This window comes from Paenibacillus sp. CMAA1364 (assembly GCF_054373195.1).
Map to the genome: position 1 here is coordinate 116,856 of NZ_JBITNB010000005.1, position 14,528 is coordinate 131,383.

The 14,528-nt window shown below is 43.7% G+C and carries 12 protein-coding genes; 7 read left to right on the forward strand and 5 right to left on the reverse strand.

The genetic code is table 11. The annotated features are described in order from the left end of the window. Positions 1-252: 252 nt before the first annotated feature. From ACH8E3_RS05875 to ACH8E3_RS05885, 3 genes are all read right to left on the reverse strand, one after another. Entirely contained in the window at positions 253-3,198 is a 2,946-nt protein-coding gene (locus tag ACH8E3_RS05875) for a DEAD/DEAH box helicase (RefSeq protein ID WP_458631683.1), read from the reverse strand. Further along, positions 3,195-4,844, reverse strand: a complete 1,650-nt coding sequence (locus ACH8E3_RS05880) for an SWIM zinc finger family protein (RefSeq protein ID WP_458631684.1) — start codon at positions 4,842-4,844, stop codon at positions 3,195-3,197. Before ACH8E3_RS05880 ends, ACH8E3_RS05875 begins: the two co-directional genes overlap by 4 nt. A gap of 116 nt (positions 4,845-4,960) precedes the next feature. After that, positions 4,961-5,188, reverse strand: a complete 228-nt coding sequence (locus tag ACH8E3_RS05885; protein ID WP_458631685.1) for a hypothetical protein — start codon at positions 5,186-5,188, stop codon at positions 4,961-4,963. 203 nt (positions 5,189-5,391) lie between these two features. Between ACH8E3_RS05885 and ACH8E3_RS05890 the strand changes: the two genes are divergently transcribed. From ACH8E3_RS05890 to mnhG, 7 genes are read left to right on the forward strand one after another with little or no spacing between them, the layout of a single operon-like run. After that, positions 5,392-6,045, forward strand: coding sequence for a universal stress protein (locus tag ACH8E3_RS05890; RefSeq protein WP_458631686.1), 654 nt, complete (start codon positions 5,392-5,394; stop codon positions 6,043-6,045). A 45-nt stretch (positions 6,046-6,090) separates the two neighbouring features. Beyond that, complete coding sequence (locus ACH8E3_RS05895; protein WP_458631687.1) at positions 6,091-8,946, forward strand: Na+/H+ antiporter subunit A; 2,856 nt, start codon at positions 6,091-6,093, stop codon at positions 8,944-8,946. Position 8,947: 1 nt separating this feature from the next. Beyond that, positions 8,948-9,283 (forward strand): Na(+)/H(+) antiporter subunit C, encoded by a 336-nt coding sequence (locus ACH8E3_RS05900; RefSeq protein ID WP_458631688.1) that lies wholly within the window; start codon positions 8,948-8,950, stop codon positions 9,281-9,283. Beyond that, complete coding sequence (locus tag ACH8E3_RS05905; RefSeq protein ID WP_458631689.1) at positions 9,280-10,761, forward strand: Na+/H+ antiporter subunit D; 1,482 nt, start codon at positions 9,280-9,282, stop codon at positions 10,759-10,761. Before ACH8E3_RS05900 ends, ACH8E3_RS05905 begins: the two co-directional genes overlap by 4 nt. A 2-nt stretch (positions 10,762-10,763) precedes the next feature. Next, positions 10,764-11,243, forward strand: a complete 480-nt coding sequence (locus ACH8E3_RS05910) for a Na+/H+ antiporter subunit E (RefSeq protein ID WP_458631690.1) — start codon at positions 10,764-10,766, stop codon at positions 11,241-11,243. Further along, positions 11,240-11,521, forward strand: coding sequence for a Na(+)/H(+) antiporter subunit F1 (locus tag ACH8E3_RS05915; RefSeq protein ID WP_458631691.1), 282 nt, complete (start codon positions 11,240-11,242; stop codon positions 11,519-11,521). The genes ACH8E3_RS05910 and ACH8E3_RS05915 overlap by 4 nt, the downstream gene beginning before the upstream one ends. After that, a complete protein-coding gene (gene mnhG / locus ACH8E3_RS05920; protein WP_458631732.1) occupies positions 11,514-11,885 on the forward strand; it encodes a monovalent cation/H(+) antiporter subunit G in 372 nt (123 codons plus the stop codon). Before ACH8E3_RS05915 ends, mnhG begins: the two co-directional genes overlap by 8 nt. A gap of 13 nt (positions 11,886-11,898) precedes the next feature. Here the strand turns inward: mnhG and ACH8E3_RS05925 are convergent, their stop codons facing one another. Together ACH8E3_RS05925 and ACH8E3_RS05930 are read right to left on the reverse strand one after the other, a co-directional pair. Continuing rightward, positions 11,899-12,636 (reverse strand): Crp/Fnr family transcriptional regulator, encoded by a 738-nt coding sequence (locus tag ACH8E3_RS05925; protein WP_458631692.1) that lies wholly within the window; start codon positions 12,634-12,636, stop codon positions 11,899-11,901. Next, positions 12,611-14,524, reverse strand: coding sequence for a heavy metal translocating P-type ATPase (locus ACH8E3_RS05930; RefSeq protein WP_458631693.1), 1,914 nt, complete (start codon positions 14,522-14,524; stop codon positions 12,611-12,613). Before ACH8E3_RS05930 ends, ACH8E3_RS05925 begins: the two co-directional genes overlap by 26 nt. Positions 14,525-14,528: the final 4 nt, after the last annotated feature.

Genomic DNA, 14,528 nt, shown 5'->3' on the forward strand with positions numbered 1-14,528 from the left:
GGGAAAGCGCAAGAGGTGAGGATTCGTCCCACCTACTAGTTAGATTGGAAGTTTGTTTAGACTAAGAGCTAAATTGCTGTGAAAGTGCAGGTGTTCGCATACCAGTGCATCACACCTTAGTTTGGTTCATGCTGTACGAGGTGTGCGGGATAGAATATTCACTCCAAACGTAGGAATAGGCTACCCACCCCGGTAGCCTATTCCTACATGAATTGAGATGACACCTATCCACCGAAGAAGATATGAATACATTTACGAACTACCTAACCCTCGACGTAAAGAGAAGAGGTCTTGTAGCTCATCGGTCGATAGCTCCGTAATCCAACCTTCCGAGCTTGAGATCACGTTATCGCTAAGCTGCTGCTTGTTCTCTAGCATCTCATCAATACGTTCCTCTAATGTGCCAAGGGAGATGAACTTGTGCACCTGTACGTCCTTGGTCTGTCCTATTCGGAAGGCACGGTCTGTGGCCTGATTCTCTACAGCCGGATTCCACCAGCGGTCGAAGTGAAACACATGGTTGGCTGCGGTTAGATTAAGACCCACACCACCTGCTTTAATCGAAAGAATGAAGACAGATGGTTGCTCCTCCGGCGGCAGTGTATGTGATTGGAACTGATCAATCATGACATCACGTGCCGACTTGGACGTGCTTCCGTTCAAGTAAAGTACAGGTTCTTGTAGCTCATGTTGGAGAACTCGCTTCAGCATTTGTCCCATACCAATATATTGCGTAAATATGAGACAACGCTCTCCCTCTTCTCGTAACTCCCTCACCATAGCTAGAAGCCGTTCCAGCTTAGCAGAGCGATGAATCAATGTTTCAATCTCCACGGTTTCGTTATCATCGTTCTTTGCCACGGGTATGGCTTCCTTCGTTAAGAGTATCGGATGGTCACATAGTTGCTTAAGCTGTGTAAGTGCACCCAAAATAGCTCCCTTGCGTTCGATACCTTCAAGCTTTTGCATGCGCTGCATGAGCTCACTAACCGTCGTGTCATAAAGTGCACCCTGCTCGGCAGTAAGATGAATATAGGTCTTCATCTCATTCTTATCAGGTAGATCTAGCTGAATAGCCGGATCCTTTTTCTTCCGACGAAGCATAAAGGGCTTAACGAGCCGCTGTAAATCCATTGTTCGCTGTTCATTATGATCTTTCTCAATCGCGTTAATAAAGCGGTTGTTGAATGCTCGGGCGTTACCTAAGTAACCTGGATTGATGAAGTCATATAAGGACCAAAGTTCGGAGAGTCGATTCTCAATTGGCGTACCCGTAAGTACGACTCGGTGTCTAGCCGGGAAGCTACGAACGGCCATGGATTGTTTGGTTTGAGCATTCTTAATATTCTGAGCTTCATCCAAACAGATCGATGTCCATGTGAATTCTTTTAGCAACTCCTGATCCAATGTGGCTGTGGCATAGGAGGTTAAGACGATATCCGCTTGGGCCACTTCATCCATAAAGGCATCGCCGCTACTACGTTTGCCCCCATAATGAAGCATAATGTTTAAGGATGGTCCGAAGCGGGATAATTCCTTTTGCCAATTACCAAGCACAGAAGTTGGACAGATCAGAAGGGAAGGGAATGCGGAATCTGCTTCCACTGACGTCTCCTTTATGTGTAATAAGTAGGCTATAAATTGTACTGTTTTACCTAGACCCATATCATCCGCAAGACACGCACCAAGCCCAAATCGTCTCAAGAAGGTAAGCCAAGCATAGCCATCCTGCTGATATGAACGTAATTCCGCTTGCAACCCACTTGGAACTGCAAGCGTTGGCCACTGCGTTTGCCCTCTAAGCTGGCTCATGATCTTCATCAGATGTTCATTGAGCTCAACCTCCATTTGGACCCGTGCGGACACTTCATGTTGTTCTGACGTACCATCTGCCGCTTCATCTTCGTTACCGAGCAGATGCAATTGCAATACGTCTTGAAAAGATAACCCTTGCGAGCTATCCATACTTCGCATCGCTTGGCGGATTTGTGCCAGTAGGGCTGGATCAAGCGAGATCCATTGTCCCCTGAAGCGAACCAACCGTTCGTTGCGAGCCAGTAATAGCGAGAACTCTTCTTCGGTGAGTTGTGAATCTCCAATCGCGATTCGCCAGTCGAAGTTTACGATAGAATCAAGACCGAATAGAGAGCCACCCGATCTCCCTTCATCCGTACGAACCTTAGCACGTAACTTCGGCTTCTTTCGACTCGCTTCTTCCCACCAAGCAGGGAGTAGCACTTGCCATCCGGCTTCAAGCAACGTATCGCTGTCTAACGTTAGAAATTGCCAAGCAGCATCATCGGTTAACGACTGGCTTAACACATCGGAGTTACTGTCGCTGAATCGTTCCTTTGAGAGGCAGGCCCGTAATCTTTCGAGCCAACTAGCAGACCGTTCACTGATGTATGATGACCATGCCGTTGGCCATGAGCCAGAGGCGTATCCATCCTGTGCAAGACGAATAGGGGTCAGTGCGATGGGATCAAGCTTATCTTGCAGAACAAGTTGAAGACGCCAACCTAATTCCTCTTCATCAGGCTCTAGCAATTGAAGAATAGGACGGAATGGGGCTATATCGGCCTTCCAGCCCATAGCAATGAGCCAACTTTGTTCATCTAAGCCAGTAGCTGTTGCCCCTACACTCGTAAATAACAACGGGAATTCTCTTCGTAGGTCGGATGCGGTGGCTTCTGTTCCGTAATAGCGTTGAGACACGGATGCTGAGAATGCTGCGTGTAGTCCCTCTACCGTAGCGTAATCTTCTCCAAGCTGTTGCAAGATAGCCTGACCTTTCTCATGTAATACCTCAAGATCCCAAATCCACTGTAACTTGCCTGATTGAAAGGCTTGATAACTAGGAATGTATTTCTTCTCTTCAATAGAAGTTGATAATAAGGGAATAAGTTCGATCCATATCGCAACCTCTTCACTCCATACCCACTCGATATGATGAAGAAGCTTCTGTTGCGAGAAGAATGGGATGACCTGCTCCGAGGGAAGGACAACGAGTTCGACATCTTGAACGGTTTGAATTTCTAATGCTGTTCCATAAAAAGACGGCTCATGCCATGCGAAAAGGCGATGTTTCAGATACATACCCGATAAGTAGTTAAAGGTGTTCGTCGTTCCGTAGATTAACGCATCTCCATAAGCACTTAAGGTGATGTGAAGTGTGATATTTTCAGTATATTGGCTCATGATATTAGCTTTCCTCTCCGAAGCTCCTCTTGGAGTGCGCGCAGTCGGCTATTTCGATTAGCCAATGATGTGATGAACAAGTCCCAGCGATCTTCTTGCTTGGTCTTTTTGTATAGCTTGGATAGCCGTTTCAATAACTTCACAGCTTGTTTATAGCTCGCACGATTCTTCTGCTGGATATATTGTTCTACAGCTTGATGATAGAAGGGAAGCAGCAACTCTGGTGCATTCTTCTCGATCGGTTGGAAAACGGTGACACGGAATTCGAATGGGTCTCTACCAATGCTCAACTGATAGTCCATCCATTGCTCCCATTTACCATATGACATCAACTTCTCTTCATACATATGTTTCGTGTGAGGCAACATGCCAATCAGCGCTGACCACATATCTTGCTCGGATTCCGGAAGATATTGAAGGGTAGATTCCCAACAGATCCAATAATAACTTAGGTTATTGTTGCGATAGTTACTAAGGAGTGGACTAAGCTCAACTAACCAATCTCTCATGCGAGACCAATCTTCTCTTTTTGATAATAGCGTTAGGAACGGATACACATGCTCGGGATGGATATTAAAGATCTTGTCTACCTGTCGTAATAGATCCCATGCTTGTTCGTCTTGCGATAGGTAGAATTGCATCCAAATCTGGGATAGCATCCACGGTAGCTTCGAGAGCCTCGAACCAAGATCTTGCTGGGCAGCATTTAATTGTTGTAGTTCTTCTAGATACATCTGATGATCAACCAGATTAGGATGAAGCCAATGTAGCCACAGTTGTGTGTAAATATCGTAGTAATAATGAAGATTCTGAGGTTCTGTCAACATCTGCAGACGCAACAACGTTAAGGTATCTTGAACAACATGCTGGTGTTCTGATTCTTCCTCCAGAACTAGCTCGTGGGACAGAATCTCACCTATGGCAGCTTGCATATCATCGGCAGCCATCTGTGTATGTAATCCCATATAAAAGTTAGCATTGTTCCCCTGTTGTAATGAGGGTGTAACAAGCTTATTGAGTACAAAAAGATGAGCATGGAGCTTATAAAGTAGGTTCATCCTAGGTGATAGTGAAGGTTTCAAGTCGAGTATAGATTCCAAAGCACTTCGTGCATACGGCGTGTTTGGAATCCTCATCCCTTGGGGACCAATGACTTGTTGAAATAGATCGTGCCACTCGGAAATAGGTAGCGTAGGAATTCGTTCTATTCGATCCTTCAATTGGGAAGAGACCTCTGGTCTGTGAGCGGAATTGTCCGTTCCCGAACGAATGGACGCAGTCTTAGAAGTAGGCTTCACAACTTGCTTGAACATTGCCGTTGAATGGGCATTGACAAGCGTATGAACAGACCGTTCATGTAGATTGGCGTACGCTAGCAGAACGGCTATCATATGTTTACAATTGGACGGTACCGGACAACTACAATGATTGCTAGTGAAGGAATCAAGGTTAATATGAACGCTGTATTCCTCATTACCTTTAACAACAGCCTGAATATGATCAGCATCAGACATCGTGAAGTGATGGACACGTCCTTGTTTATAGTATTGGAATCCACGCTTAATCGTGAGGTCATTGAATTGTTCTGCAACATAGTGTATGAGTTGGTGCCATTGTATATCGTCTAAGGTATAGGTTGATTTCATGATCGTTTATTCTCCCAACAGTCGGAATTGATAAATGTAGATATTATCTATCATATCACTTTTGGGGACAACAGCGTTCGGAAGAATGATCCGCCTTCGAAGTGACGAGACGCCCACTACTTATCTATTCTATGGATAATCCGTACATATTCACGAGACCCAAAGGGCATATTGATATGTACAGGTTCATTGAAATTAACCGAACGGATATGATATTGATCGTGAGTAGTAGGTAGAACGAAAGTTCTAAGTGGTTTCTCATTAATGAGATCATTCACCTTCCATCCAACGGCTAGCATAAGAAACAAGATGAAGAATGAGCAAGTTATTTTTCGTTTCAGCATGGGGTTCACTCCTTTACATGATTGAATGATCCCCATTTCATGATTGGTTTATACTTGTATAATAAATGGCTGCTATCTTTACAACCTCCCCACGAAACGATATAATTCTAAGTAATCGTATATTTGTTTGAATCGGAGGAGCCTGCCAACAGCGGGCTCTTTTTGTGCTTTTTTAGAACGAAAAGAAGATGGGGGGGATTGAAATGACAACGAAGATTAGCCAAGAAAGTGTCATGGTGTGTGTTCATTATGGTCCGCACGGACAGCGTTTAATTCAAAGAGGGAGTCAGTTAGCGCAATTACTAGATGCCCCATTTAGAGTTCTTAATGTCGATATGTCAGATGAGCATGAGTATAACTCAGAGAAAGAGCAGTATATTGACGTGTGGGAGAAACTTACGAAGCAATCAGGTGGGGAATTTTTGCGAATTAAGCCTGAAGGAAAGAAGACTACGGATGTCATTGTAGATACAGCTCGAGAACATAACGTTACACAAATCATTATAGGGCAATCCGGTCAGACCTTCTGGCAGGAGATTACCCGAGGTAACTTTGTCAATGACTTGGTAGAGTTACTGGGACCAATTGATTTACATATTGTATCTGTCCAACGTTATCCTGATCTACTGGAGGAGACGCACGAAGCGGGAGTGAATGCCTACTTGGTGAATAATGGCGATGTATATGAACTGGTATATGAACTAAGTGATGATGCGGTTGAGTCATCTGCGCTTCCGGGTATCTTCTTTCGTGAACTTCACACGGATTTCAATAACGGTTTGTTTAAGACGGTGTGGAAAGGTGAATTACAATACCTAAGAATTATCCAAAGTGAATGGCGTTATCCTGTTAGATAAAGTACAAGTGTAAACGAATAATAAGTCTATATTGGAGGTCTCTTTGTGTTGCACGCAACAATTCTGGTGCCATTTATTCTGGCCGTTATCATTCCGCTAACGAAGCGGTTTCCTCGAATCCATACGGGCTGGTTCGTTCTACCATTCCCTGCGCTATTGTTCCTGTATTTTCTTATGAAGATTCCAGTTGTGCGTACTGGTGAATACATGATGGCTACCGTATCTTGGATGCCATCCTTAGGTATCAACATCTCGCTGATTCTTGATGGGCTTAGTCTGTTATTTGCTCTCTTAATCACAGGTATGGGCGCTTTAGTTATTTTATATTCGATCTATTATTTGAAAAAAAAGACCGAGTCGATTCGCCACTTTTATATCTATTTAATGATGTTTATGGGGGCCATGCTTGGTGTCGTATTATCAGATAACTTGATGGTGTTGTATGGTTTCTGGGAATTAACAAGTATTTCTTCCTTTCTATTGATTGCCTTTTGGCATCGACGGGAGAAATCACGTTACGGGGCGCTTAAGTCGATGCTCATTACGGTCTTTGGTGGTCTGGCCATGTTCGCAGGATTCAATCTCCTGTATGTCATGACAGGAACATTTAGTATCCGTGAGATGATTGGGCAGGTCGATGTCATGACGACACATTCGTTATTTCTTCCAGCCATGTTATTAATCTTGTTAGGGGCATTCACGAAATCGGCGCAATTCCCATTTCATATTTGGCTGCCTGATGCGATGGAAGCACCAACACCGGTTAGTGCTTATCTTCATTCAGCTACTATGGTTAAGGCTGGACTATATCTGGTTGCAAGGGTTAGTCCTATCTTTGCAGGTCAAGCCGAGTGGTTCTGGATTGTCTCACTGACAGGTCTTATAACCTTAATCTATGGTTCATTTAATGCGATTAAACAGACAGATCTCAAAGCGATGTTGGCTTACTCAACGATTAGCCAACTGGGTATGATCATGTCTTTGTTGGGTCTGGGTTCCGCAGCGGCCTTCTTTCCAGGTACAGAGGCATCACTCTTTTATACGTTGGCAACAACGGCTGCCATGTTCCACTTAATTAATCACGCCATATTTAAAGGTTCACTCTTTATGGTCGTAGGCATTGTGGATCATGAGACGAATACCCGAGATATTCGTAAGCTCGGTGGGTTAATGTCACTGATGCCAATCACGTTCACGATTGCTATTATTGGTACGTTCTCCATGGCGGGTCTGCCCCCGTTCAATGGATTTCTAAGTAAAGAGATGTTCTTTACGGCCATGTTGAATATACGAAATTTGGATGTATTTAATATACAATCAGGGATGATCATCTTTGCAGTCGTAGCTTGGATTGCCAGTGTATTCACCTTTGTCTATAGCATGATTCTTGTGATGAAGACATTTACGGGCAAGCTTCAAGTAGATAAGTTAGACAAGACACCCCACGAAGCATCGATCGGATTACTTATTTCTCCCGTTATTCTCGGGTCTTTAGCGGTGGTATTTGGCATATTCCCAAATATCTTGTCGTATTCGCTGATTGAACCAGCGATGGCATCCATACATCATGGACTGCTAGCGACAGGTGATACCTTCCAGGTGCATATTCAAATGTGGCATGGATGGACACCAGAAATCTTCATGACCCTAGGTGTGATTGTCGTAGGTATTCTCCTATTTAGAGTATACAAACGCTTCGCAATCATGGATCGTCAATGGGGAAGTCGGGTGTCACTCAATCGCCTCTATGACGGATCGCTTCGATTATTGGAACGTGGATCGAACCAATTGACTAAGCGCTATATGACGGGTTCGGTTCGTCATTATTTACTGTATATCTTCGGCTTCCTCATTGTTGCACTATTAAGCACGATGCTCTTGTCCGATGGCATACAATTCAGAATGGATCAGTATGCCCCAGTATCTTTCTATGAGATGATGGTGATTTTCGTTCTACTTTTGGCGGCGATTGCGGTACCTTTTGCGAAGTCTCGGATCGTAGCTATACTGCTCACAGGTGCTGTGGGGTATATGGTGACGTTGTTATTCGTGATCTTCCGTGCACCGGATCTAGCTCTGACACAGATGATTATAGAGACCGTATCGGTAACGTTATTCCTCTTGTGCTTCAAGTTCCTTCCAGAGCTTAAGAAGTCTATAGTTACTTTACGCTTCAAATCAACAAATCTAATCATTTCAATGGGTGTAGGCATAACCATGACGTTGATTGCACTTGCGGCATTTGGAAGTAGTCCGTTTGCTTCGATCTCCGAATTCTTTGTGGACAATAGTTATGCCCTAGCAGGCGGGAACAATGTGGTTAACGTCATTCTCGTTGATTTCAGAGGATTTGATACGTTATTTGAGATTATGGTTCTTGGCATTGCATCGCTAGCGATCTATGGATTGATACAATTAAGAATGGAGCCAGCAGAGAAGATAGATAGGGTGAAATCTTCGTCTAAAGTAATACTGCAGGGCAAGAGTAATGATGTCATTCTACGGACAGTATCCAAAGTGATTATCTTGATTATCATTACCTTCTCTTTATATTTGTTCTTCGCTGGACATAGTAATCCCGGCGGTGGATTTATCGGTGGGCTGATGACTTCGGCCGCGCTTATTCTAATGGCGATTGCCTTTGGAATGGACATTATACGTGCCATTCTTCCAGTCAATTATCGCATCGTAACTGCAGTTGGACTGAGTATAGCTATTCTTACAGCCGTTGGTTCTTTCGCATTCGGTGTTCCTTTTCTAAGTCATGCATTTGGCCACTTCCATCTTCCGATCATGGGCGATACGGAACTAGCAACGGCTGTTCTGTTCGATCTTGGTGTCTACCTAGCCGTCGTTGGCGTGACCATGAATATTATACTTACCATAGGGGGGGATGAATAAGATGGAATTGATCATGTCTGTCGCCGTTGGCATATTATTTGCCATTGGAATTTACCTAATTCTCTCCAAGGGCCTACTGCGTATTATCTTGGGTACGGGCTTGCTCACGCATGGTGTTCACCTGTTACTCCTAACCATGGCCGGATTGAAAAGAGGGGATGCTCCCATATTGAATGGACAATCCGAAGCTTATGTCGACCCCCTACCTCAAGCATTGATTCTAACATCCATCGTGATTAGCTTTGGTGTAACGGCATTCTTCTTCGTGCTTGCTTACCGAGCATACAAGACGTTGGGTACGGACGATATAGATAGCATTAAGGGGGATGACCAATGAGTAATTTACCTGTATTGCCGATACTAATACCCCTAAGTACGGCTGTTATTCTCATGTTTCTACGAAATCATGTGGGTACGCAACGATTCATTAGTGTGATTAGTGCCATATTGAATGTGCTTGTCAGTATCATCTTAGTCAATCGTATTCATCACGATGGTATCCAGACATTGAATATGGGTGGATGGATGCCGCCATATGGTATCGTCTTTGTGGCAGATATGTTTGCTGCTTTACTCGTTCTTGCAGCTACGATCGTAAGTTTTGCTATACTACTGTATTCCTTCCGTAGTATAGGAGTGGAGCGGGAGAGAACCTATTATTACGTCTTCTTTCATTTTCTACTGGTAGGTGTATATGGCTCTTTCTTCACAGGAGATATCTTCAATCTATTCGTTTTTTTTGAGGTCATGCTTATGTCCTCTTACGCATTGATTTCACTCGGTGGAACTAAGCTACAGCTACGAGAAACGGTCAAATATTTATTGATTAACATTGTTTCTTCTACGATGTTCGTGGCGGCAGTGGCTTATCTATATGCCGCTGTTGGAACGGTGAATATGGCTCAATTGTCTACGCGAGTAGCGGAGGTAGGCCAAGGCGGTATACTCAATGTCATTGCGATCATGTTCCTTATCGTTTTCTCATTGAAATCGGGATTGCTCTTATTCTTCTGGCTACCTGGGTCATACGGTGCACCACCATTTGCAGTTCGAGCGTTATTCGGATCATTACTAACCAAAGTAGGAATATACGCTATATTCAGAATGTTCACATTAATCTTTTATCACGACCCAGGGTTAACGCATTCATGGATTGCCTGGATGGCTGCAGCTACCATGATTCTTGGGGGAATTGGGGCAGTGGCCTATAATGACATTCCTCGTATTCTGAATTACAACGTGATTGTTAGCGTAGGATTTATAGTGTTTGGCTTAGCGGCGTCGACGGGGGATTCTCTGAACGGTGCGGTATTCTATCTATTACACGATATACTTGCCAAGGGATTAATGTTTATTCTCGGGGGAATGATCATTACCATTGCGGGTACCGACCAATTGAAGGAAATGGGTGGACTTATCAAACGTTATCCCCTCATTGGCTGGATGTTCTTTACGTTGGCGTTGACCCTTGTGGGCATACCTCCCCTCAGTGGGTTTGCTGGAAAGGTATTGCTAATCCGGGGTGGTCTGGATGCAGGAATGCTAACGTTGTCCTTGGTCGGACTAGCTTCAAGTTTCCTTGTTCTATATTCTTTGATCAAAGTATTTAGAATGGCATTCTGGGGCGATGAGAAAGAACAGATAGATCGGCAACCCATTCATCTAAAAGGCATGACTAGTATTGCTGTAGGATTGCTAGTTGTCGTTATATTTATGGGAATTGGTGCGGAAACAGTCTATTCTTATGTATCGCAAGCTGGCGATGTATTGGCAAATCCAAAGCTTTATATCGAAGCTGTAATGGGGAGTAGATAAATATGGCATTTCAAATTTTATTGAATCTGATGATCTCATTCCTTTGGATGTTCCTAAATAATGATTGGTCTGTATCTCGTTTTATTATCGGATTCCTATTAGGTATCGTAGTGCTGTTAGTGCTGAGACGTTTCTTTAGGGAGCGAATATACGTACAACGGGTGTGGTCGATTATTAAGCTGTTAGCTATATTCATGCGAGAGTTGATCTTATCTAGTCTGATGGTGATGAGAACTATTCTGCGCCCTAAGTTAAATATTACGCCAGGAATATTCGCGTATACGACAGCACTTGAATCCGATTGGGAAATTACGATATTATCTTCTCTGATCTGTCTGACTCCAGGAACACTGACACTAGAGGTATCTTCAGACGGACAGACACTATATATTCATGCCATGGATATTAAGGATGTAGAAGAGGTCTCAGAACAGATCAGGTGTACGTTTGAACGAGCCATTATGGAGGTGACACGCTCATGATTCAGGCCTTATTAATAACGAGTCTAGTGATTCTGTCTTTAGCGGTAGTAGCTTGTTTCTATCGGTTGTTCAAAGGACCATCACCTTCTGACCGGATCGCTGCATTGGATACGATAGGAATTAACGTGCTGGCCATCATCGCCGTACTGTCCTTGTTACTGCATACACAGGCTTTTATGGATATTATTCTATTAATCGGTATTCTGACGTTTATTGGGACAACCGCATTGGCTAGATATATTGAAAGAGGTGTTGTCATTGAACACGGAGATGTTTAGTATGATCGGTGAGTTATTGATTGTAATATTGATATTAATAGGAGCATTATTCTGCGGACTAAGTGCTGTGGGCATTGTCCGAATGCCCGACTTCTATTTACGATCACACGCTGCAACGAAGAGTGCCACGCTCGGTATTCTCTGTGTGCTCGTCGGCACGTTTCTCTACTTTATGTTCTTTCTTCATGTCGTGAGCATCAAGCTATTGTTAGGTATTGCATTCGTATTTATTACCTCGCCTGTTGCGGGTCATTTGAATGGGAGAGCAGCTTACCGCACGGGTGTTCCTCAGTGGGATGGAAGCGTAGAAGATGATTTGAAGATTGCATTCGAACAAGAACGAGTAGAAGACCAACGAGGTTGAACTCGTTGATCACTCATGAAAGGCCATTTGCAGAATCTTCGTTAAATCGTTGAAGACTTTCCTTATCTAGAATAGTAATTTGACGTTGGCCTACCAAGCGAATCCATCCTTGTTCTTGGAAATAGGACAGTTTACGGCTCAAAGACTCTTGGGTCGTTCCAATCATAATCGCAAGATCCTTCTTACTGATGGGTAGAATAAGAGTTTGAATTGAAGGCGGATCCATATGATCCGTTTTTTGTTCTTCAAGCATCTCCAATAGGATATGTGCTAAGCGTTGCTCAACATCGTAGAGTATGAGTTGTTCAAGCTTATCTTCGGCGGTTTCAATGCGCTCGGTATATTTCTCAAGGAATTTAATTGCAATCTGAGGAGAACGCAACATAAGATCTTTTATAACTGTGCCTTGTATCTGACAGATCACCGTAGGCTCTAGTGCTTCCGCGGTACTATTCAATATCGTATGGCTGAATAGAGATAATTCGCCCGTGAACTCGCCTTGACGAAGAATACGTACAATTTGTTCTTTACCGGCAGATGAGAATCGAGAAATCTTGACGCTACCCTGATGTACAATCCAAAGATTAGCTGACGAATGACCAGGGGAGAATATATTCTCCCCTTTTTTATATTTCTTGCTAATGGATGTATTCATCACTTCGGCTTTCTCTTGCGCTGATAGATCATCTAGAATAGGCACGTTGTTGATACATAGCGAAGATTGATTATTCATTTGATGGTTGCACTCCATGTTGAGTCCCCCTAATCTGTGTTGAAGAGATGGGTGTGTTGGCGGTGATCCCTTTGAACCGTGTTAGACGAATAGCGTTGATAATCACCAACAATACACTAAGTTCATGCACGAGCATTCCGGAAGCCATGAATACACTTCTTGTTAATACGCCTAGTAATAGAATTATAACGATGGCTACCGCGAAGTAAATATTCTGCTTCATATTGCTTATTGTAGCACGGCTAATTTCTAAGGCATATGTTAGCTTGGCTAGACGGTCTGACATGAGAACAACATCTGCCGTTTCAATAGCGACATCCGTTCCTGATCCTCCCATAGCGATACCTACATCTGCGATTGCAAGTGCAGGAGCATCGTTCACTCCATCACCAACCATAGCTACGACATACTTCTCTTGAAGTTCTTTTAATTTCATCACTTTATCCTCTGGAAGTAGTTCGGCATAATACATATCGATTCCAAGCTCACGACAGACAGCTGCGGCTGTGCGTTCATTATCACCGGTTAGCATCACGATGGTTTGAACGCCAGACTTCTTCAATTGATCGACAAGATTATACGCATCGGATCGCAACACATCTGCAATAGAGATGAGCCCTAGAATGCCTTCGTGATTAGCAACATACACTACAGTCTGTGCTTTATCTTCTTCTTGAATAACATATTGTGTTACTTCCTGATCGTATGAAATGTCATAGTCTGACATGAGTTTACGATTACCGATAACCAGTTCCGTCCCGTCAACAACAGCACGTACGCCTTTACCAGCTATAGCTTCGAATTGTTCGGCAGGTGTAATGACAGATCCGAATCGGATATTGGCTTCGTTTATGATTGCTTTGGCTAAATGGTGTTCTGAGGCGTATTCTGCACGGGCTACCAATTGAAGAAGATCGTTCTCATTCATATGAAAGGCACGAATCTGATTGACTTGTGGTTTGCCAACGGTGAGTGTACCTGTTTTGTCAAAAGCAACCACTTCGATCTTAGAAGCCTTCTCTATTGTCTCGCCACCTTTAAATAGAATCCCATTCTTCGCAGCGTTGCCGATTCCGGCTACAATGGAGACCGGGGCGGAGATGACCATAGCCCCTGGACAAGCAATGACTAGCAAGGTCAGGGTCAACTCAATATCTCTTGTAAGGATGTATACGATAATGGCTAATATAAAAATACCAGGCGTATAGTATCTTGCGAATTTTTCGATAAACTTCTGCGTAGGTGCCTTGGACTCTTGCGCTTCTTCCACCATATTGAGAATGCGAGCAAATGTCGTATCTTCCCCTACCTTATCTGCGATGATCTCCAAATAGCCATGTTCAATAACCGTTCCGCTGAACACGGTATTGTCTTTCTCCATGCTAACCGGAACCGATTCACCCGTAATAGCAGCTTGGTTAACCGTTGCCTTCCCTTTGAGAATAGTACCATCTACTGGAATATTCTCGCCGGGACGTACAAGCACAACTTCGCCTTGGATCACTTCATCAGGCGACACTTTAACTTCAATCCCATCACGCATGACAGAGGCCATTGTAGGAGTCAAATCAATCAAGGCTTGTAAAGAAGAGCGCGTCTTCTCGATCGTTCTAGCTTCGAGATAGGAACCGCAGATGAACAGGAAGGTAACTGCTGCCGCTTCCCAGAACTCCTGTATTAGGATTGCACCGACGACGGCGACCGTGACAAGTGCCTCGATCCCTAATATGCGAAAACGTATAGCTTGCAGAGCATTCTTCATGATGGGATAACCAGCGATCATCGCGGCTGTAATCATTAGACTATCCGAGACAATATCCGGGAGTCTCCAAGCTTTCAATAGAAAAGATACAACGATGAGCAATCCTGACATAATAACAATCTGTCCCTTTCTTTTTCTAGACATCTAT